The following is an 18,653-nucleotide window of genomic DNA, read 5'->3' on the forward strand; positions in this document are numbered from 1 at the left end:
ATCCGCCGGCCGACGGCGCGCGTCCCCTGCGGGCGCGCGCCGTCGGCGTCGTCAGAGCGGCGGCGCGGCCGGGCTGGCGGTGTCGGGACGACGAGCGACGAAGATCGCCGTGCCCGGGAGCAGCGCCCCACGCACCGGTCCCCAGCCGCCCCAGGTCCGCTCATGGCCCGCCGGCCACGGCGGCTCGACGATGCTCTCGACGACGAGGCCGGCGGCGACGAGGTCCGCGACGTGGTCGCCGACCGTCCGGTGGTACTCGGCGTAGAGCACCCGCCCGCTCGCGCCGAGCTCGACGTAGGGCGACCGGTCGAAGTAGGAGCGCACGGCGGTGAGGCCGGTCGGGTCGTCGGGGAAGGCCCACCGGACCGGGTGGGTCACGGCGCACACCCACCGCCCACCGGGCCGGAGCACGCGCGCCGCCTCGGCGTGCACCCGGTGCGCGTCGGGGACGAACGGGATCGCGCCGAACGCGGTGAACACGACGTCGAACGACGCGTCGGGGAACGGGAGCGCCCGCGCGTCGGCCACCACGGCGGGCACCCGCACGCCGGCGCGCCGGTCGAGCCGGGACGCGGAGCCGAGCATGCTCGCGGAGACGTCGGACGCCACGACCTCGACGCCCTGGCGCGCGAGCCACCGGCTGCACTGGGCCGCGCCGGCGCCGACCTCCAGGACACGCGCGCCGGTGAGGTCGCCGAGCAGGTGGGCGTCGCGCTCGCGCAGCCCCTCGGGGCACCACACGAAGTCGGCGTCGCCCAGGAACTCGCCGTGCTCGTCGAGGTAGTCGGCCGCGTTCGCGTCCCACCAGCGCCGGCCGGCGCTGCCGTCGTCGCCCGCGTCGCGGAAGGCGACCTCGGCCAGCGGCTCGTCCGGCTCGTCGTGCATGGCACCAGTGTGCCGGGTGCGCCTAGGACCCCCGGGCCACGGTCGGTCGTGCGGCCTGGCTAGGCTGGACGTACGGTCGCCCGACGACGCGCACCGCAACCCACCTGTCGACGAAGGAGCAAGCGTGCGAGTCGGTCTGCTGACCGGGGGCGGCGACGTCCCCGGCCTGAACGCCGCGATCCGGGCCGTGGTCAAGCGCGGCGAGGGCGAGTACGGGCACCAGATCGTGGGCTTCCGCAACGGGTGGCGGGGCGTGGTCGACGGTGACGTGATGCCGCTGACGCGGCAGCACATCCGCAACGTCCTGCCCGTGGGCGGGACGCTCCTGGGCACCGCGCGGTTCCACCCGCACGCGTCGGACGGCGGCATCGACGCGGTGCTCGCAACGCTGGAGGCGGAGCGGCTCGAGGCGCTGATCTGCATCGGCGGCGACGGCACGCTGCACGCCGCCAGCAAGATGGCCGAGGCGGGCGTGCGGATCGTCGCGATCCCCAAGACGATCGACAACGACGTGTGGGGCACGGACCAGTCCATCGGCTTCGACACCGCGGTCACGATCGCGACCGAGGCGGTGGACCGGATCCACACCACCGCCGAGAGCCACAACCGCGTGATGATCGTCGAGGTGATGGGCCGGCACGCGGGCTGGATCGCCGCGACTGCGGGCATCGCGGGCGGTGCGGAGCTCGTGCTGGCGCCGGAGGCGCCGTTCGACATCGCGACGATCGAGCGCTTCCTCAAGCACCGGCACCGCGCGCACGCGAGCTTCTCGATCGTCGTCGTCGCGGAGGGTGCCGTGCCGGCCGAGGGGACGGCGATGCACTACGAGACGCAGGTGGGGAAGTTCGGCGAGATCGTCGCCGGCGCCATCGGCGAGCGGCTCAAGGCCGAGATCGAGGAGCGGACGGGGTTCGACACGCGGGTCACCGTGCTGGGTCACGTCCAGCGCGGCGGGACGCCCACGCCGACCGACCGCATCCTCGGCAGCCGGTTCGGCGTCGCGGCGATCGACGCGGTGACGCAGGGCCGGTCGAACGTGATGACGGCCCTGCGCGGCGACCGGATCGAGCTCGTGCCGCTCGAGGAGGTCGCCGGGAAGGTCAAGCACGTGCCCGACGAGCTGCTCGCCGTGGCCCGCGCGCTGGCCTGACGTCTTTGACCCGCCCTGTCCGCCACCGTTAAGGTGGACGGCGGTGCCGCGCGCCTTCTTCCCGCGTGCGTGCGTGAGGTCCCCGGACGGGGTCCCGCGCAGCGGTCGGGAGCCTCGAGAACACATCCGTGATCCCGGAGCCGGGCCGTGCGCCGTCCCTGTTCGCACCTACTTCCTGTCCGCATCGGAGCCCACCACTACATGAGCATCTCCACCCCCGCGAAGCCCGCCACGCCGCAGGTCGCGATCAACGACATCGGCACGGCGGAGGACTTCCTCGCCGCGATCGACGCCACCATCAAGTACTTCAACGATGGCGACATCGTCGAGGGCACCGTCGTCAAGGTCGACCGTGACGAGGTCCTGCTCGACATCGGCTACAAGACCGAGGGCGTCATCCCCTCCCGTGAGCTGTCCATCAAGCACGACGTGGACCCCGGTGAGGTCGTCAAGGTCGGCGACGAGGTCGAGGCCCTCGTCCTCCAGAAGGAGGACAAGGAAGGCCGCCTGATCCTGTCCAAGAAGCGCGCGCAGTACGAGCGCGCCTGGGGCACGATCGAGAAGATCAAGGAGGAGGACGGCGTCGTCACCGGCACCGTCATCGAGGTCGTCAAGGGCGGCCTCATCCTCGACATCGGTCTGCGCGGCTTCCTGCCCGCGTCGCTCGTCGAGATGCGTCGCGTCCGCGACCTCGGCCCCTACGTGGGCAAGGAGATCGAGGCCAAGATCATCGAGCTCGACAAGAACCGCAACAACGTGGTTCTGTCGCGCCGTGCCTGGCTCGAGCAGACGCAGTCGGAGGTGCGCTCCACCTTCCTGCAGACGCTGCAGAAGGGGCAGGTCCGCCCCGGTGTCGTCTCGTCGATCGTCAACTTCGGCGCGTTCGTCGACCTGGGCGGCGTGGACGGCCTCGTGCACGTCTCCGAGCTGTCCTGGAAGCACATCGACCACCCGTCCGAGGTCGTCGAGGTCGGCCAGGAGGTCACGGTCGAGGTCCTGGACGTCGACTTCGACCGCGAGCGGGTCTCGCTGTCGCTGAAGGCGACGCAGGAGGACCCGTGGCAGGCGTTCGCCCGGACGCACGCCATCGGCCAGGTCGTCCCCGGCAAGGTCACCAAGCTCGTCCCGTTCGGTGCGTTCGTGCGCGTCGAGGACGGCATCGAGGGCCTGGTCCACATCTCGGAGCTGGCCGTCCGCCACGTCGAGATCCCGGAGCAGGTCGTCCAGGTGGGCGACGACGTCTTCGTCAAGGTCATCGACATCGACCTCGAGCGTCGCCGCATCTCGCTGTCGCTCAAGCAGGCGAACGAGGGCTTCGACCCCGAGTCGGAGGACTTCGACCCCGCGCTGTACGGCATGGCGGCGGAGTACGACGAGGCGGGCAACTACAAGTACCCCGAGGGCTTCGACCCGAGCACCAACGAGTGGCTCGAGGGCTTCGAGACCCAGCGCGAGGCGTGGGAGGCCCAGTACGCGGCCGCCCACGAGCGCTGGGAGGCGCACCGCAAGCAGGTCGCCGAGGCCGCCAAGGCCGACGCCGAGGCCGCTGCCCCCGAGGCTGCTGCCCCGGCCGCCGCTGCTGCGTCGACCTACTCCTCGTCGACCGACGAGGCCACGGGGACGCTCGCGTCCGACGAGGCCCTCGCCGCGCTGCGCGAGAAGCTCACGGGCAACTGAGCACCCCGGGCGCCGTCCGCGGCGCCCGGCTCGACGGGCCGGTCACCTTCGGGTGGCCGGCCCGTCGGCGTCCCGGCGGACCTCTCGCACGGCGCGAGGCGCCGGCCCTGGGCAGGATGGGGGGCATGCAACGCATCGGGCTCACAGGCGGCATCGCGGCAGGCAAGTCCGTCGCCGCACGGCGGTTCGGCGAGCGGGGGGCGGTGGTGATCGACTCCGACGTCCTGGCGCGCGAGGCACTCGCGCCCGGGTCGGTCGGGCTCGACGAGGTGGTCGCGGCGTTCGGCGAGGGCGTCCTCGCCGCCGACGGCTCGCTCGACCGGCCCGCGCTCGGCGCCCTGGTGTTCGGCGACGACGCACGCCGCACGCGCCTGGAGTCGATCGTCCACCCGGTCGTGCGCCGGCTGTCGGTGGAGCGCGAGGCGGCGGCGGCGACGGCGGACCCGGGTGCCGTGGTGGTGCACGACATCCCCCTGCTGGTCGAGACGGGCCAGGCGGGGACCTTCCACGTGGTCGTCGTCGTGCACGCCCCGGCGGTGCTGCGGGTCGAGCGCCTGGTGCGGCTGCGGGGGATGAGCCGGGCGGCCGCCGAGGCGCGCGTGACCGCGCAGGCGAGCGACGACGAGCGGCTCGCGGTGGCCGACGTCGTGCTCGACGGCACCGGCAGCGACGCCGAGCTGTGCGCCCAGGTGGACGAGCTGTGGGACCGGCTCGCGGCGGAGCGGGCCCAGGAGGCGGACGCCGACGCGTAGGCGTCATGCCAGGCTCCGGCGGTGGGCGCGCTCCCATACCACAGATGAGTCATCCGTACCGGGCGGATTCGGTCAATGTTGTCCCCGGGCTCAGTGATCTGCGCTACCTTGCCGATGTCTGGGGGCAGGACGGTGCCGATGGGGGCGCCGTCGACTCACATCTCGAGAGGGAGCGGTCCATGGCGAAGCCCGTCCAGACGCGCGCATCGGTCTCGATCGGATCGGGGCTCGGTGAGGCCCGGATGCTCGAGCTCGCGGAGAAGGCGTCGACCAACGTCGACGACGCCGCCGGCCGGATCCGGCTCGAGACGCGTGGCCCGCACGCCACGTCGTTCTCGGTCCGCGACCACGTCGAGGGCCGTGAGGTCATGCGGTTCGACGTCGTGACGGACCGGTCCATCGGGCGGACGACCGCGCGCACCGCGATCACGTCGTTCCAGGTCAAGGAGGGCGGCGTGGCCGCTCTCGTGCCGATGGCGAAGAAGAAGCTCATCGGCTTCTCGGCGTACGAGGCGTTCCTGGACTGGTACGTGTCCGCCGTGGTCGCCGAGGACCGCGACGCCATCGTCACGCTGGTCGACGGCAAGGACTGACGCCTGCCGCGTCCGTCTCGGACGGGCGTCTCGACCGGCGCGGGGCGACCGTGTCGGTGGTCGGACGTAGCGTTGAGCCATGCGCCCCGTGACCGACCTGCAGCGGACCGTCGCCCCCTTCGAGGTGGTGTCCGAGTACACGCCGTCCGGCGACCAGCCGACCGCGATCGCCGAGCTCGCCACGCGGGTGCAGGCGGGGGAGAAGGACGTCGTCCTGCTGGGCGCGACGGGCACGGGCAAGTCGGCGACGACGGCCTGGCTGATCGAGAAGCTGCAGCGCCCGACCCTGGTCATGGCGCCGAACAAGACGCTCGCGGCGCAGCTCGCCACGGAGTTCCGCGAGCTCCTGCCCCACAACGCGGTCGAGTACTTCGTCTCGTACTACGACTACTACCAGCCCGAGGCGTACATCGCGCAGACGGACACCTACATCGAGAAGGACTCGTCGATCAACGACGAGGTCGAGCGGCTCCGCCACTCCGCGACGTCCTCGCTGCTCACCCGGCGTGACGTCGTGGTGGTGGCGTCGGTGTCCTGCATCTACGGCCTCGGGACGCCGCAGGAGTACGTGGACCGCATGGTGTCGCTGCACGTCGGCGACCAGGTGGACCGCGACCAGCTGCTGCGCCGGTTCGTGCAGATGCAGTACGCGCGCAACGACACCGCGTTCACGCGCGGCACCTTCCGGGTCCGCGGCGACACCGTCGAGATCATCCCGGTGTACGAGGAGCTCGCGATCCGGATCGAGTTCTTCGGGGACGAGATCGAGGCGCTCGCGACGCTGCACCCGCTCACCGGCGAGGTGGTGCGCTCGGAGGAGCAGATGATGATCTTCCCCGCGACGCACTACGTGGCCGGTCCCGAGCGCATGGAGCGGGCAATCGGCGGGATCGAGGCGGAGCTCGAGCAGCGGCTCGCGGAGCTCGAGCGGCAGAACAAGCTGCTCGAGGCCCAGCGCCTTCGCATGCGCACGACCTACGACATCGAGATGATGCGCCAGGTCGGGTCCTGCTCGGGGATCGAGAACTACTCCCGCCACATCGACGGTCGGACGGCCGGCTCGGCCCCGAACACGCTCCTCGACTTCTTCCCTGAGGACTTCCTCCTCGTGATCGACGAGTCGCACGTCACCGTGCCGCAGATCGGGGCGATGTTCGAAGGGGACATGTCACGCAAGCGGTCGCTCGTCGACCACGGCTTCCGGCTGCCCAGCGCGGTCGACAACCGGCCGCTGCGGTGGGAGGAGTTCGTCGACCGGATCGGCCAGACGGTCTACCTGTCGGCGACGCCCGGCGACTACGAGCTCTCGATGTCCGACGGCGTGGTCGAGCAGATCATCCGTCCGACCGGGCTGGTCGACCCCGAGGTCGTGGTGAAGCCGACCAAGGGTCAGATCGACGACCTGCTGGGCGAGATCAACGACCGGGTCGCGAAGGACGAGCGCGTGCTGGTGACGACGCTGACCAAGAAGATGGCCGAGGACCTCACGGACTACTTCCTCGAGAAGGGTGTCCGCGTGCGGTACCTGCACTCGGAGGTCGACACCCTGCGTCGGGTGGAGCTGCTGCGCGAGCTGCGGCTGGGCGAGTACGACGTCCTGGTCGGCATCAACCTGCTGCGCGAGGGGCTCGACCTCCCCGAGGTGTCGCTCGTCGCGATCCTCGATGCCGACAAGGAGGGCTTCCTGCGCTCGGGCAAGTCGCTCATCCAGACGATCGGGCGCGCCGCGCGCAACGTCTCCGGCCAGGTGCACATGTACGCGGACAAGATGACGCCCGCGATGACGCTCGCGATCGACGAGACCAACCGCCGGCGGGAGAAGCAGGTCGCCTACAACCTCGAGCACGGCATCGACCCGACCCCGCTGCGGAAGAAGATCGGCGACATCACCGACCTGCTCGCGCGGGAGGACGCCGACACCGCGGAGCTCCTGGGCGGCGGTGGGCGGCAGTCCAGCCGGGGCAAGGCCCCGGTGCCCGGCTTCGGCTCGCGTCCGGCACCGCACGACGAGCGCACGCGCCTCACCGGGGCGGCGGCCGGCGAGCTCGCGGGGCTCATCCAGGACCTCACCGACCAGATGCACGCCGCAGCCGGGGAGCTGCAGTTCGAGCTCGCCGCCCGGCTCCGCGACGAGATCTCCGGGCTCAAGAAGGAGCTGCGCGGGATGCAGGCCGCGACCGCGTGAGCGGAGCGACGCGCACACGGGTCCTCCGACTCCGGGGGACGACAGGACGACAGGAGACGGACGCATGGCTGTGAAGATCCAGGTCACCTTCGACGCGGCGAGCCCGCCGACGCTGGGCGCGTTCTGGGCGCAGGTGCTCGGGTACGTCGAGGACGCTCCGCCCGCCCCGTTCGCCACCTGGGACGAGTGCCTGGACGCGATGGGCGTGCCGCTCGACCAGCGCGACTCGGCGTACGCCGTGGTCGATCCTGACGGGCTGGGGCCGCGCCTCTGGTTCCAGAAGGTGCCCGAGGAGAAGGCCGGCAAGAACCGGGTCCACCTCGACGTGAACGCCGGTGCCGGTCTGCCGGCGGAGGAGCGGCCGAGTGCCGTCCGCGCGCGCGCCGCCGAGCTCGAGACGCTCGGCGCACGCACGCTCTACGAGCGCGAGGAGCTCGGCGGCTTCTGGGTCACGATGCAGGACCCGGAGGGCAACGAGTTCTGCGTGCAGTGACCGGTCGCAGGCCCACGGAGCACGCGCCTGCGCCGGAGGTGCCCTAGGATGGCGTGCGATGAAGGGGAGTACCCCACAATCGACCGCGTCGTCATCACGGATCCCGGAAGACCTGGACCCGGTGCGGTCGGCCCGCCGGCAGGCGGGCGGGGGAGACCTTCGGTACTGACACACATCTGCGTACCGGAGGTTTGCCCGTGGACGTCTCGACCCTTGCCTGGCTCGTCACGGCGGGCGTGGTCGTCGGACTCATCGTGTTCGACTTCTTCGCCCACGTGCGGACGCCGCACGAACCGACGTTCCGCGAGTCGGCCTGGTGGTCGGCCGTCTACATCGCCCTCGCCCTCGTCTTCGGCGTGGGTCTCGGCATGGTGTCCGGCTGGGACTACGGCGCGGAGTACTTCGCCGGGTACGTGACCGAGAAGAGCCTGTCGGTCGACAACCTCTTCGTCTTCCTCATCATCATGACGAAGTTCGCGGTCCCGCGGGCGTACCAGCAGAAGGTCCTGCTGGTCGGCGTCGCGATCGCGCTGGTGCTGCGCACGCTGTTCATCGTGGCCGGTGCGGCGGCGATCGAGCAGTGGGCCTGGGTCTTCTACATCTTCGGTGCGTACCTGGTCTACACGGGCTGGAACCTGGCGCGGGAGCACGGCGCGGAGCCTGACCCGGACGCCGGCGAGGGCCTCATGGTCCGCTGGGTCCGCCGCGTGCTGCCGACGACCGACGAGTACCACGGCGACCGCCTCACGACGCGGATCGACGGCCGTCGGGTCCTCACGCCGATGCTGCTCGTCATGGTTGCGATCGGCTCGACCGACATCGTCTTCGCGCTCGACTCGATCCCCGCCATCTACGGGCTCACCTCGGAGCCGTACATCGTCTTCACGGCGAACGCGTTCGCGCTGCTGGGTCTGCGCCAGCTGTACTTCCTCATCGGCGGGCTGCTCGAGCGCCTGGTCTACCTGTCGCAGGGCCTGGCCTTCATCCTGGGCTTCATCGGCGTGAAGCTGTTCCTGCACGCCCTGCACGTCAACGAGGTGCCGTTCATCAACGGCGGCGAGCCGGTCACGTGGGCGCCCGAGATCCCGATCTGGCTGTCGCTGACCGTCATCCTCGGCACGCTCGCGGTGGCGACCGTGGCGAGCCTGGTCAAGACGCGCCGCGACGCGCGCACCGACGCCGAAGTGGAGTCCTGACCCGTGGAGGTCCCCCTGCTCGTCTGGGCCGTGTCGCTCGCCCTCGTCGGCGCGCTGCTCGTCGTCGACGTCGTGGTGGTCTCGCGACGTCCTCACGTCCCGACGACCGCCGAGTGCCTGCGCCACCTCGCCCTGTACGTCGGGCTCGCGGTGGCGTTCGGCCTCGGCGTGTGGTGGACCTCCGGGGGTCAGTACGCGGGGGAGTTCTTCGCCGGCTGGCTCACCGAGTACTCGCTCTCGGTCGACAACCTGTTCGTCTTCATGCTGATCATGGCCCGGTTCGCCGTGCCCCGGCAGTACCAGCAGACGGCGCTGCTGGTCGGCATCGTGCTCGCCCTGGTGTTCCGCGCGGTCTTCATCCTGGCGGGCGCGGCGCTGGTGAGCGCCTTCAGCTGGGTGTTCTACCTGTTCGGCGCGTTCCTCGTGTGGACCGCGTGGAAGGTGGGCCGCGAGGGCATGTCCGACGACGAGGACGAGGAGTACAGCCCGCCGCTGCTCCTGCGCCTGGTGCAGCGCTGGTTCCCCGCGACGTCGGAGTACCACGGGGTGCGGCTCACGGTCGTCGAGGGCGGTCGGCGCCTGATCACGCCGATGCTCGTCGTCCTGGTCGCGCTCGGTGCGACGGACCTGCTGTTCGCGTTCGACTCGATCCCCGCGATCTTCGGGCTCACCAGCGAGCCGTACCTGATCATCATGGCGAACCTGTTCGCGCTGATGGGTCTGCGCCAGCTGTACTTCCTGCTCGGGGACCTGCTCTCGCGCCTGGTCTACCTCAGCTACGGCCTGGCGGTGCTGCTCGGCTTCATCGGCGTGAAGCTGGTGCTCGAGGCGCTGCACACCAACGAGGTCGGGTTCATCAACGGCGGCGAGCCGGTGCCGTGGGCGCCGGAGATCCCGATCTGGGTGTCGCTCGGCGCGATCGTGTTCATCCTCGGCGTGACCGCGGTCGCGAGCCTGCTCAAGTCCCGCCGCGACGAGCGGGCGGCGCTGGACGCCTGACCGCGGCGTCCGGACCGAGCCGCGTCAGCCGGCCCAGGGACCGAGCACGACGTCCCACTGCCGCACGTGGACCTCGACGACCAGACCCTCGCGCTGGAACGGGTCGGCGTCGAGCAGCGCTCGCACCGCGGCCTCGTCGGACGCCTCGAGGACCAGCAGCGCGCCCGGCTCACCGCCGACCCACGGTCCCGAGCCGCGCAGCCTCCCCGCCTCGGCGAGCCCGGCCAGGTAGGAGCGGTGCTCGGGGCGCACGACGTCACGGACGTCGGCGCGCTCGTCGTAGGTGTACCGGACGGCGAAGGTGGCCATGACCGCATCCTGCCGCACGAGCGGTGGCAGAGTGGCGGGGTGACCACGTACCTGACCCTGTCCGACGGGATGCGGATGCCGGCGATCGGCTTCGGTCTCTACAAGGTGTCCGACGAGGAGGCGCAGCCCGCCGTCGCGACGGCGTTGACCGCGGGCTACCGGCTGCTCGACACCGCCACCCTGTACGGCAACGAGCGGGCAACGGGCCAGGCGGTGCGGGCCAGCGGGCTCGACCGCGACGAGGTCTTCGTGACGACCAAGCTGTGGAACGACGCGCACGGCGAGCAGGCGGCGCGCGCGGCCTTCGCCGCGTCGGTCGAGCGGCTCGGGATCGGTGCGCCGGACCTCTACCTGATCCACTGGCCGGCGCCGGCGCGGGGGCTGTACGTCGAGACCTGGCGGACGCTGGTGGCCCTGCGCGACGAGGGTCGCGTCCGCTCGGTGGGCGTCTCCAACTTCGAGCCGGAGCACCTGGAGCGGGTCGTCGCGGCGACGGGCGAGGTGCCCGTGGTGAACCAGGTCGAGCTGCACCCGTACCTGCAGCAGCGCGAGCTGCGCGCGCTGCACGCCGACCTCGGGGTGATCACCCAGGCGTGGTCGCCGCTCGGGCGCGGCGCGGTGCTCGAGGACCCGGTGCTCGTGGACATCGCCGCCCGCCACGGCGCGACGCCCGCGCAGGTCGTGCTGCGGTGGCACCTGGACCTCAACGTCGCCGTGATCCCCAAGTCGGTCACGCCGGAGCGCATCCGGAGCAACCTCGACCTCGCTGGGCTCGACCTGACGGACGAGGACCACGAGCGCATCGCGGCGCTCGACCGCGGCGAGCGCACCGGCTCCCACCCGGACCGGGTGAACTGACGCGCTCGACGACGCCTCCTCCCGGCGCCGGCACGCACGACACCCGCCGCACCGCACCGAGCGCCATGACGGCACGTTCCCTGACGACACGTTCCATGACGACACGTTCCATGACGACGAGACCCACGAGAGAGGCCGCCATGCCGCGCGAGCTGCGCACGCTGCTGACCGAGGACCTGCTGGCGCGCATCCACGAGCGCGCGGCCACGCACGACCGCGACAACACGTTCCCGCACGAGGACCTGGCGGAGCTCACGGCAGCCGGGTACCTGCGCGCCTTCGTGCCGCAGCGGCTCGGCGGCGCGGGACTGACGCTCGAGGAGGTCGCGGCCGAGCAGGTCCGGCTCGGCGCCGCCGCGCCCGCCACCGCGCTCGCCGTGAACATGCACCTGGTCGTCACGGGCCTCGCCGCGCAGCTCCTGGACCGGGGGGACGACTCCGCGGAGTTCGTCCTGCGCGACGCGGCGGCCGGGGAGGTCTACGCGTTCGGGAACTCCGAGGCGGGCAACGACCTGGTGATGTTCGGCTCGCGCACGCGTGCGGAGCGCCAGCCCGACGGCGGCTACCGGTTCACCGGGACCAAGATCTTCACCTCGTTGTCGCCGGTGTGGACCCGCCTGGCGACGTTCGGCCTCGACGACGAGGACCCCGACGACCCGCGGCTCGTCCACGCGGTCGTCGGCCGGGAGGGCGTCACGACGAAGGACGACTGGGACACCCTGGGCATGCGCGCGACCCAGTCCGCGACCACGGTCCTCGACGGTGCGTACGCGCCGCCGGCGCAGGTCTACCGGCGCCTGCCGCCCGGGCCGTCGGCGGACTCGTTCGTCTTCGCCCTGTTCTCGGTGTTCGAGATCCTGCTCGGTGCCGTCTACACGGGCATCGGGCGCCGCGCGATCGAGCTCGCGGTGGCGAACGCGCGTCGTCGGACCTCCATGAAGGCCGACGGGCGCGCCTACGCCCAGGACCCCGACATCCGTTGGCGGATCGCGGACGCCGCGCTGCTGCAGGACGGTGCGGAGCTCCAGGTGCGGGCGCTCGCACGGGACGTGGACGAGCGCGTGGACCACGGTGCGCGGTGGTTCGCCCAGCTCGTCGGGCTCAAGGTGCGCGCGACCGAGTCGGCCCGGCAGGTGGTCGAGCTCGCGCTGCGCGCCTCGGGCGGCGGGTCCTACTTCACGGGCAACGAGCTCGGCCGGCTGTACCGGGACGTGCTCGCCGGGATCTTCCACCCCTCCGACGACGAGTCGGCCCACGCGACGGTCGCGGCGTCGCACCTGGGGCCGCCCGACTGACGTGGCAGGGCCGCACCGTCACCAGCCTCGCTCGCGCCACTCGTCGAGGTGCGGCCGCTCGGCGCCGAGCGTGGTGTCGGCGCCGTGGCCCGGGTACACCCAGGCCGAGTCGTCGAACCGGTCGAACAGCCGCTCGACCACGTCGGACCACAGCGACGCGAAGTCCTCGGGGCTGCCGGTCCGTCCCACGCCGCCCGGGAAGAGCGAGTCACCGGTGAACAGGTGCGCCCGGCCGGGGTGCGAGCCCGGCGCGGCGGCGTGCTCGGGCTCGCGGTAGACCAGCGCGACCGAGCCGGGCGTGTGCCCGCGCAGCGCGACGACCTCGAGGGTCGCGTGACCGACGACGAGCACGTCGCCGGCGTGCAGGCGGCGGGGGACCGGGACGTCGGCCAGCCGCTCGACCTCGTCCGCGTCGTCGGCCCCGGCGGCGACGGGAGCGCCTGTGACGGTCACGATCGAGCGCAGCGCGCCGAGGTGGTCGCGGTGCCGGTGGGTGGTGACGACGAGGTCGAGGCGCGCCCCGCCGTTGCCCTCGCGGACGAGCGCGAGCAGGCGGTCCGGCTCCGCGGCGGCGTCGACCAGCAGCTGGGCGCCGTCGCGTCGGCACGTGACCAGGTAGGCGTTGTTCTGCATCGGGCCCACGCCGACCTTGCGGATCTCGATCTCGTCGAGCACGCGCACCGCCGTCGGGCCGCCCACCGTGACGTCACCGGTGTAGGCCTCGCTCATGCGCCCTCCCGCGCGGCCGTCGCCACGTTCGAGCCCGCCGTCGCGTGGGCTGCCGTCGCCGCGGCGTGGCTGTGGGCGGCACGGACCAGCGCCAGGTGCGACAGCGCCTGCGGGACGTTGCCGGCCATCCGGCGGCCGTGGGGGTCGTACTGCTCGGCGAGGAGGCCGACGTCGTTGACGAGCCCGACGAGCGTGTCCAGGACCTCGCCCGCGGCGTCGGGGTCGCCGGTGCGGGCCAGGGCGTCGGCGAGCCAGAACGAGCAGGCGAGGAACGCGTGCTCGTCCCCGGGGACGCCGTCGTCGGTGCGCTCGACGGGGTACCGGCGCAGGAGACCCGGGGCGATCTCGAGCTCGGCGCGGATCGCCGCGATGGTGCTGCGGAGGCGCTCGTCGTCGGCCGGGAGAAACCCGACCTGCACCATCTGGAGGAGCGCGGCGTCCGTGTGCCGGGCGCCGTACGCCTGCACGAACGTCCCGCGCTCGTCGTCCCAGCCGTGCGCCAGGACGTCGGCGTGGATCTCGTCGCGCACCGCGCGCCAGCGCTCGACCGGACCGGACAGGCCGTGCAGCTCGACGCCGCGCACGGCCCGGTCGACCGCGGCCCACGCCATGACCTTGGAGTGGACGAAGTGCCGGGGGTCGCCGCGCACCTCCCAGATCCCGCGGTCGGGCTCGGTCCAGTGCGCCAGGAGCTCCTCGACCAGGTGGCACTGCAGCGACCACGACGCCGGGGTGTCCGTGATGCCCGCGACGCGCGCGGCCTCGAGCGCCGACATCACCTCGCCCAGCACGTCGTTCTGCACCTGGCCGACCGCCGCGTTCCCGATCCGGACCGGCCGCGAGCCGGCGTAGCCCGGCAGGTGGTCGAGCTCGCGCTCCAGGAGCTCGCGCCCGCCGTCGACCCGGTACATGATCTGCAGGTCCGCGGGGTCGCCCGCCACGGCGCGCAGGAGCCAGTCCCGCCACTGCGTGGCCTCCTCCAGGAAGCCCTGCTCGACGAGCGCCTCGAGCGTGAGCGCGGCGTCGCGCAGCCAGCAGAACCGGTAGTCCCAGTTGCGGGCGCCGCCGAAGTCCTCGGGCAGCGAGGTCGTGGCCGCGGCGGCGATCCCGCCGGTCTCGAAGTCGGTGAGCAGCCGCAGCACCAGCAACGAGCGCACCACCGCCTCGCGGTGCGGCCCGTCGTAGGCGCAGTCGCGGGCCCACAGGCCCCAGGCGATGCGGGTGGTGTCGATCCGGTCCGGGATGCTCAGGACCGGCGGCGCCGGGCACCACGACGGGATCCAGGTGAGCGACAGCTCGAGCGACTCGCCCTCCCTCATCGTCAGCTCGTCCCGGTGCCGGTGGTCCGTGGCCCGCGGCAGGCGCGTCCCGCGCAGCAGCAGCGAGTCGGGGCCCGCGACCGCGCGGATCGCGGGGCGGCCACCGTCGTCCACGCGCGTGACCCACGGCTCCACCGCGCCGTACCCGAACCGCACGATCCACTCGTGCAGCACCCGCACCTCGCCCTGCGTGCAGTCGATCCGGCGCACGACGTCCGCGCGGTCGTCGCTCAACGGCATCGCCTCGGTGACGACCGCGGTGCCCGTGGGGGACACGTACGTGGTCTCCAGGACGAACGAGTCGCCGACGTACCGGCGGGTGACCTCCGCGGCGTCGGGGACGGTGAGGAGCCAGCGCCCGTGGTCCTCGGTGCCGAGCAGCCGCGCGAAGCACGCGCCCGAGTCGATCTGCGGCAGGCAGAGCCAGTCCACCGAGCCACGGCGCGACACCAGCGCCGTGGTGCGGCCGTCGCCGAGCACGGCGTACTCCCCGATGGGGACGGGCAGCGGCTCGGGGTCGTGAGCCGCGTCGGGTGGCGTGACGTGGTTCGTGCGCGCGGGGTGGTCAGTCTGCGTGGCGTGGTTCGTCTGCATGGCCCGTCCAGGATCGCGTGACCCGTCGCGTTCGGCACGCCGGGCGGGGCTGCCTGCGCGCCGACGTGCCGCGCGAGGCACCCCTGCCCGGGGGTTGCGCCGAGGGCGAACCGGTGTCGAACGAGTGTGCGACTGTCAGTGCCGGAACGTAGACTCCCAGCCGTGAACGAACGTCTGGTGGTGCAGGGCGCCCGCGAGCACAACCTCCGCAACGTCGACCTCGATCTGCCCCGGGACCGGCTGATCGTCTTCACGGGCCTGTCGGGCTCGGGCAAGTCGTCCCTGGCGTTCGACACGATCTTCGCCGAGGGTCAGCGTCGGTACGTCGAGTCGCTGTCGGCGTACGCGCGCCAGTTCCTCGGGCAGATGGACAAGCCCGACGTCGACTTCATCGAGGGCCTGTCGCCGGCGGTCTCGATCGACCAGAAGTCGACCAACCGCAACCCGCGGTCGACCGTCGGCACGATCACCGAGGTGTACGACTACCTGCGCCTGCTGTTCGCGCGCGCCGGGACGCAGTACTGCCCGGAGTGCGGGGAGCGCGTCACCGCGCAGACGCCGCAGCAGATCGTGGACCGCCTGCTGGAGCTGCCCGAGGGCACGCGCTACCAGGTCCTCGCGCCCGTGGTGCGCGGACGCAAGGGCGAGTACGCGGACCTGTTCACCGAGCTGCAGGGCAAGGGCTTCGCGCGCGCCCGGGTGGACGGCGAGGTCGTCCAGCTGACGTCGCCGCCGACGCTCGAGAAGAAGCTCAAGCACGACATCGAGGTGGTCGTCGACCGCCTCGTCTCGCGTGAGGGCGTGCAGCGGCGGCTCACCGACTCGGTCGAGACCGCGCTCGGTCTCGCGGGCGGGCTCGTCGTGATCGACCTGGTGGACGCGGACGCGGAGGACCCGGGCAAGGAGCGGCGGTTCTCGGAGAACCGCGCCTGCCCCAACGACCACGTGCTGACGCTCGACGAGATCGAGCCGCGCACGTTCTCCTTCAACGCGCCGTACGGCGCGTGCCCGGAGTGCACGGGCATCGGGTCGCGGCTCGAGGTGGACCCGGACCTCGTGGTGCCCGACGACGAGCTGTCGCTCGACGACGGTGCGGTCGCGCCGTGGGCCCAGATCTCCTCGGACTACTTCGGGCGCGTCCTGACCGCGCTGGCGGAGGAGATGGGCTTCTCGACGAGCGTCCCGTGGCGTGCGCTGCCGCAGCGTGCGCGCGACGCGGTGCTGTACGGCCGCAACCACGAGGTGCACGTCCGGTACAAGAACCGCTGGGGACGCGAGCGGCAGTACTCGACCGGGTTCGAGGGGGTCGTGACCTTCCTCGAGCGGCGGCACTCGGAGACCGACTCGGACTGGAGCAAGGAGAAGTACGAGGCCTACATGCGCGAGGTCCCGTGCCCGGTCTGCCGTGGCGCGCGGCTCAAGCCGGAGGTCCTCGCGGTGAAGGTCGGCGGCCGGTCGATCGCCGAGGTCTGCGAGCTGCCGATCAACGAGGCGCGCAGCTTCCTCGACACGCTCGAGCTGGGCGAGCGCGAGCGCCAGATCGCGGCCCAGGTGCTCAAGGAGATCCAGGCGCGGCTCGGCTTCCTGCTCGACGTCGGCCTCGACTACCTCTCCCTCACGCGGCCTGCGGCGACCCTGTCGGGCGGCGAGGCGCAGCGGATCCGGCTCGCGACGCAGATCGGCTCCGGCCTCGTCGGCGTCCTGTACGTGCTCGACGAGCCGTCGATCGGCTTGCACCAGCGGGACAACCGTCGCCTGATCGACACGCTGACGCGGCTGCGCGACCTCGGCAACACGCTGATCGTCGTCGAGCACGACGAGGACACGATCCGCACCGCCGACTGGATCGTCGACATCGGTCCGGGCGCCGGCGAGCACGGCGGGCACGTGGTGCACTCGGGCGACCTCGCCGGGCTGCTGGCCTCTGAGCGCTCGGTCACCGGCGCGTACCTGTCGGGCCGACGGCAGATCCCGATGCCCGCGGACCGCCGCCCGGTGGACCGCAAGCGCCAGGTGACGGTCCACGGCGCGCGCGAGCACAACCTGCGCAACATCGACGTGTCGTTCCCGCTCGGGACGCTGACCGCCGTGACCGGGGTGTCGGGCTCGGGCAAGTCCACGCTCGTCAACTCGATCCTCTACACGGTGATGGCGAACGAGCTCAACGGCGCCCGTCGCGTCGCGGGGCGGCACAAGCGCGTCACCGGTCTCGACCACCTCGACAAGGTCGTGCACGTGGACCAGGGCCCGATCGGCCGGACTCCGCGGTCCAACCCCGCGACCTACACGGGCGTGTGGGACCACGTGCGGCGGCTGTTCGCCGAGACCGAGGAGGCGAAGGTGCGGGGCTACACGCCCGGTCGCTTCTCCTTCAACGTCAAGGGCGGGCGCTGCGAGGCGTGCGCGGGTGACGGCACGATCAAGATCGAGATGAACTTCCTCCCGGACGTCTACGTCCCGTGCGAGGTCTGCCACGGCGCGCGGTACAACCGCGAGACGCTCGAGGTGCACTTCAAGGGCCGGACGGTCGCGGACGTGCTCGACATGCCGATCGAGGAGGCCGCGGAGTTCTTCGCCGCGGTCCCGGCGATCAGCCGGCACCTGACCACGCTCGTCGACGTCGGCCTCGGCTACGTCCGGCTCGGTCAGCCGGCCCCGACGCTGTCGGGCGGCGAGGCACAGCGCGTGAAGCTCGCGACCGAGCTGCAGCGCCGCTCGACCGGACGCACGGTCTACGTGCTCGACGAGCCGACCACGGGCCTGCACTTCGAGGACATCCGCAAGCTGCTCGGGGTGCTGCAGTCGCTCGTCGACAAGGGCAACTCGGTCATCGTGATCGAGCACAACCTCGACGTCATCAAGAACGCCGACTGGGTGATCGACATGGGCCCGGAGGGCGGCTCCGGGGGCGGGCAGGTGATCGCCGAGGGGACGCCCGAGCAGGTTGCGGGCGTCGCGGCCAGCCACACCGGCCGGTTCCTCGCCGAGGTGCTGGAGCCCGTGCGGGAGGCGGTCTCGGCGTGACGCGCTCCGCGCGGGCTCCTCGCGGCGCTCAGCCCACCGGGGCGTCGCGGCGCTCGAGCTGGACGGGCGCCGGCTCGTGCCGCACCGTGAAGTTCACGGAGCGCGCGATGAAGCAGTGCTCGTGCGCGCGATGGTGCAGGTCCGCCAACACCTGGTCGTCGACCGCGCGCCCGTCCGGGAGCACCGAGGTGCGCACCGTCACGCGGGGGCGCAGCACCACCTCGGTGAACTGGCCGTGGCCCGCGGCCTCGATCCGCATCGTGCCGGACGCCGCGTCGGTGTACCCGACGACGACCAGGCCCGCCGAGGCGGCGAGGTGCAGGAACCACAGCATGTGGCACTGGGCGAGCGCGCCGACCATCAGGTCCTCGGGCGACCAGCGTGCCGGGTCCCCGCGGAAGCCGGGGTCGGACGTGCCGGGCAACCGGGGCTTGTCGCCCGAGACGAGCTCGTGGTCGCGGCCGTAGGACGTGTACGTCGTCGTGCCTGCCGAGCCGGCGCCCGTCCAGGTCAGGTCCACCGAGTACGAGTGCAGCAGCTGTGCCATGGCCTCACGCTAGCCCCGTCCGTCGGCGCTGTCCGGGCATCGGTGTGT

The 18,653-nt window shown here is 72.2% G+C and carries 16 protein-coding genes; 11 read left to right on the forward strand and 5 right to left on the reverse strand.

All coding sequences use genetic code 11. The annotated features are described in order from the left end of the window. Nucleotides 1–51: 51 nt before the first annotated feature. Nucleotides 52–885 carry a class I SAM-dependent methyltransferase gene (locus KIN34_RS12205; RefSeq protein WP_214350885.1) on the reverse strand — a complete coding sequence of 278 codons (834 nt, stop codon included), beginning with the start codon at nucleotides 883–885 and terminating at the stop codon, nucleotides 52–54. A 124-nt stretch (nucleotides 886–1,009) separates the two neighbouring features. Between KIN34_RS12205 and KIN34_RS12210 the strand changes: the two genes are divergently transcribed. The 8 genes from KIN34_RS12210 to KIN34_RS12245 all read left to right on the forward strand — a co-directional run bounded on the left by KIN34_RS12210 (nucleotide 1,010) and on the right by KIN34_RS12245 (nucleotide 9,930). Further along, complete coding sequence (locus tag KIN34_RS12210; RefSeq protein WP_214350888.1) at nucleotides 1,010–2,035, forward strand: 6-phosphofructokinase; 1,026 nt, start codon at nucleotides 1,010–1,012, stop codon at nucleotides 2,033–2,035. Between the two features lie 201 nt (nucleotides 2,036–2,236). Further along, nucleotides 2,237–3,712: a 30S ribosomal protein S1 gene (rpsA, locus tag KIN34_RS12215; RefSeq protein WP_214350891.1), complete on the forward strand. Its 1,476-nt coding sequence runs from the start codon at nucleotides 2,237–2,239 to the stop codon at nucleotides 3,710–3,712. Nucleotides 3,713–3,837: 125 nt separating this feature from the next. Next, on the forward strand, nucleotides 3,838–4,464 hold the full coding sequence (coaE, locus tag KIN34_RS12220) for a dephospho-CoA kinase (RefSeq protein ID WP_214350894.1): 627 nt from the start codon (nucleotides 3,838–3,840) through the stop codon (nucleotides 4,462–4,464). Between the two features lie 179 nt (nucleotides 4,465–4,643). Then, nucleotides 4,644–5,057 (forward strand): hypothetical protein, encoded by a 414-nt coding sequence (locus KIN34_RS12225; RefSeq protein ID WP_214350897.1) that lies wholly within the window; start codon nucleotides 4,644–4,646, stop codon nucleotides 5,055–5,057. A 79-nt stretch (nucleotides 5,058–5,136) separates the two neighbouring features. Continuing rightward, nucleotides 5,137–7,242 (forward strand): excinuclease ABC subunit UvrB, encoded by a 2,106-nt coding sequence (gene uvrB / locus KIN34_RS12230; RefSeq protein WP_214350899.1) that lies wholly within the window; start codon nucleotides 5,137–5,139, stop codon nucleotides 7,240–7,242. 64 nt (nucleotides 7,243–7,306) lie between these two features. Further along, nucleotides 7,307–7,735 (forward strand): VOC family protein, encoded by a 429-nt coding sequence (locus KIN34_RS12235; RefSeq protein WP_214350901.1) that lies wholly within the window; start codon nucleotides 7,307–7,309, stop codon nucleotides 7,733–7,735. Between the two features lie 197 nt (nucleotides 7,736–7,932). Then, on the forward strand, nucleotides 7,933–8,931 hold the full coding sequence (locus KIN34_RS12240) for a TerC family protein (RefSeq protein ID WP_214350903.1): 999 nt from the start codon (nucleotides 7,933–7,935) through the stop codon (nucleotides 8,929–8,931). Nucleotides 8,932–8,934: 3 nt separating this feature from the next. Then, nucleotides 8,935–9,930 carry a TerC family protein gene (locus KIN34_RS12245; RefSeq protein ID WP_214350905.1) on the forward strand — a complete coding sequence of 332 codons (996 nt, stop codon included), beginning with the start codon at nucleotides 8,935–8,937 and terminating at the stop codon, nucleotides 9,928–9,930. A gap of 24 nt (nucleotides 9,931–9,954) precedes the next feature. Here KIN34_RS12245 and KIN34_RS12250 read toward each other — a convergent pair whose 3' ends face one another. After that, complete coding sequence (locus KIN34_RS12250) at nucleotides 9,955–10,239, reverse strand: YciI family protein (protein ID WP_214350907.1); 285 nt, start codon at nucleotides 10,237–10,239, stop codon at nucleotides 9,955–9,957. Between the two features lie 39 nt (nucleotides 10,240–10,278). On the opposite strand from KIN34_RS12250, the gene KIN34_RS12255 reads away from it, so the two are divergent. Together KIN34_RS12255 and KIN34_RS12260 are read left to right on the forward strand one after the other, a co-directional pair. After that, nucleotides 10,279–11,097, forward strand: a complete 819-nt coding sequence (locus KIN34_RS12255; protein WP_307858212.1) for an aldo/keto reductase — start codon at nucleotides 10,279–10,281, stop codon at nucleotides 11,095–11,097. A 140-nt stretch (nucleotides 11,098–11,237) separates the two neighbouring features. Beyond that, nucleotides 11,238–12,392: an acyl-CoA dehydrogenase family protein gene (locus tag KIN34_RS12260; protein ID WP_214352094.1), complete on the forward strand. Its 1,155-nt coding sequence runs from the start codon at nucleotides 11,238–11,240 to the stop codon at nucleotides 12,390–12,392. A gap of 18 nt (nucleotides 12,393–12,410) precedes the next feature. Here the strand turns inward: KIN34_RS12260 and KIN34_RS12265 are convergent, their stop codons facing one another. Next, nucleotides 12,411–13,121, reverse strand: a complete 711-nt coding sequence (locus tag KIN34_RS12265; RefSeq protein WP_214350910.1) for an MBL fold metallo-hydrolase — start codon at nucleotides 13,119–13,121, stop codon at nucleotides 12,411–12,413. Beyond that, nucleotides 13,118–15,034, reverse strand: coding sequence for a glycoside hydrolase family 15 protein (locus tag KIN34_RS12270; protein ID WP_214350913.1), 1,917 nt, complete (start codon nucleotides 15,032–15,034; stop codon nucleotides 13,118–13,120). The genes KIN34_RS12265 and KIN34_RS12270 overlap by 4 nt, the downstream gene beginning before the upstream one ends. Before the next feature lie 162 nt (nucleotides 15,035–15,196). Between KIN34_RS12270 and uvrA the strand changes: the two genes are divergently transcribed. Then, on the forward strand, nucleotides 15,197–18,058 hold the full coding sequence (gene uvrA / locus KIN34_RS12275; RefSeq protein ID WP_214350916.1) for an excinuclease ABC subunit UvrA: 2,862 nt from the start codon (nucleotides 15,197–15,199) through the stop codon (nucleotides 18,056–18,058). 28 nt (nucleotides 18,059–18,086) lie between these two features. Here the strand turns inward: uvrA and KIN34_RS12280 are convergent, their stop codons facing one another. Next, nucleotides 18,087–18,605: an OsmC family protein gene (locus KIN34_RS12280; RefSeq protein WP_214350919.1), complete on the reverse strand. Its 519-nt coding sequence runs from the start codon at nucleotides 18,603–18,605 to the stop codon at nucleotides 18,087–18,089. Nucleotides 18,606–18,653: the final 48 nt, after the last annotated feature.

This window comes from Cellulomonas fulva, from assembly GCF_018531375.1.
In the GTDB taxonomy this organism is placed as follows: Bacteria; Actinomycetota; Actinomycetes; order Actinomycetales; family Cellulomonadaceae; genus Cellulomonas; species Cellulomonas fulva.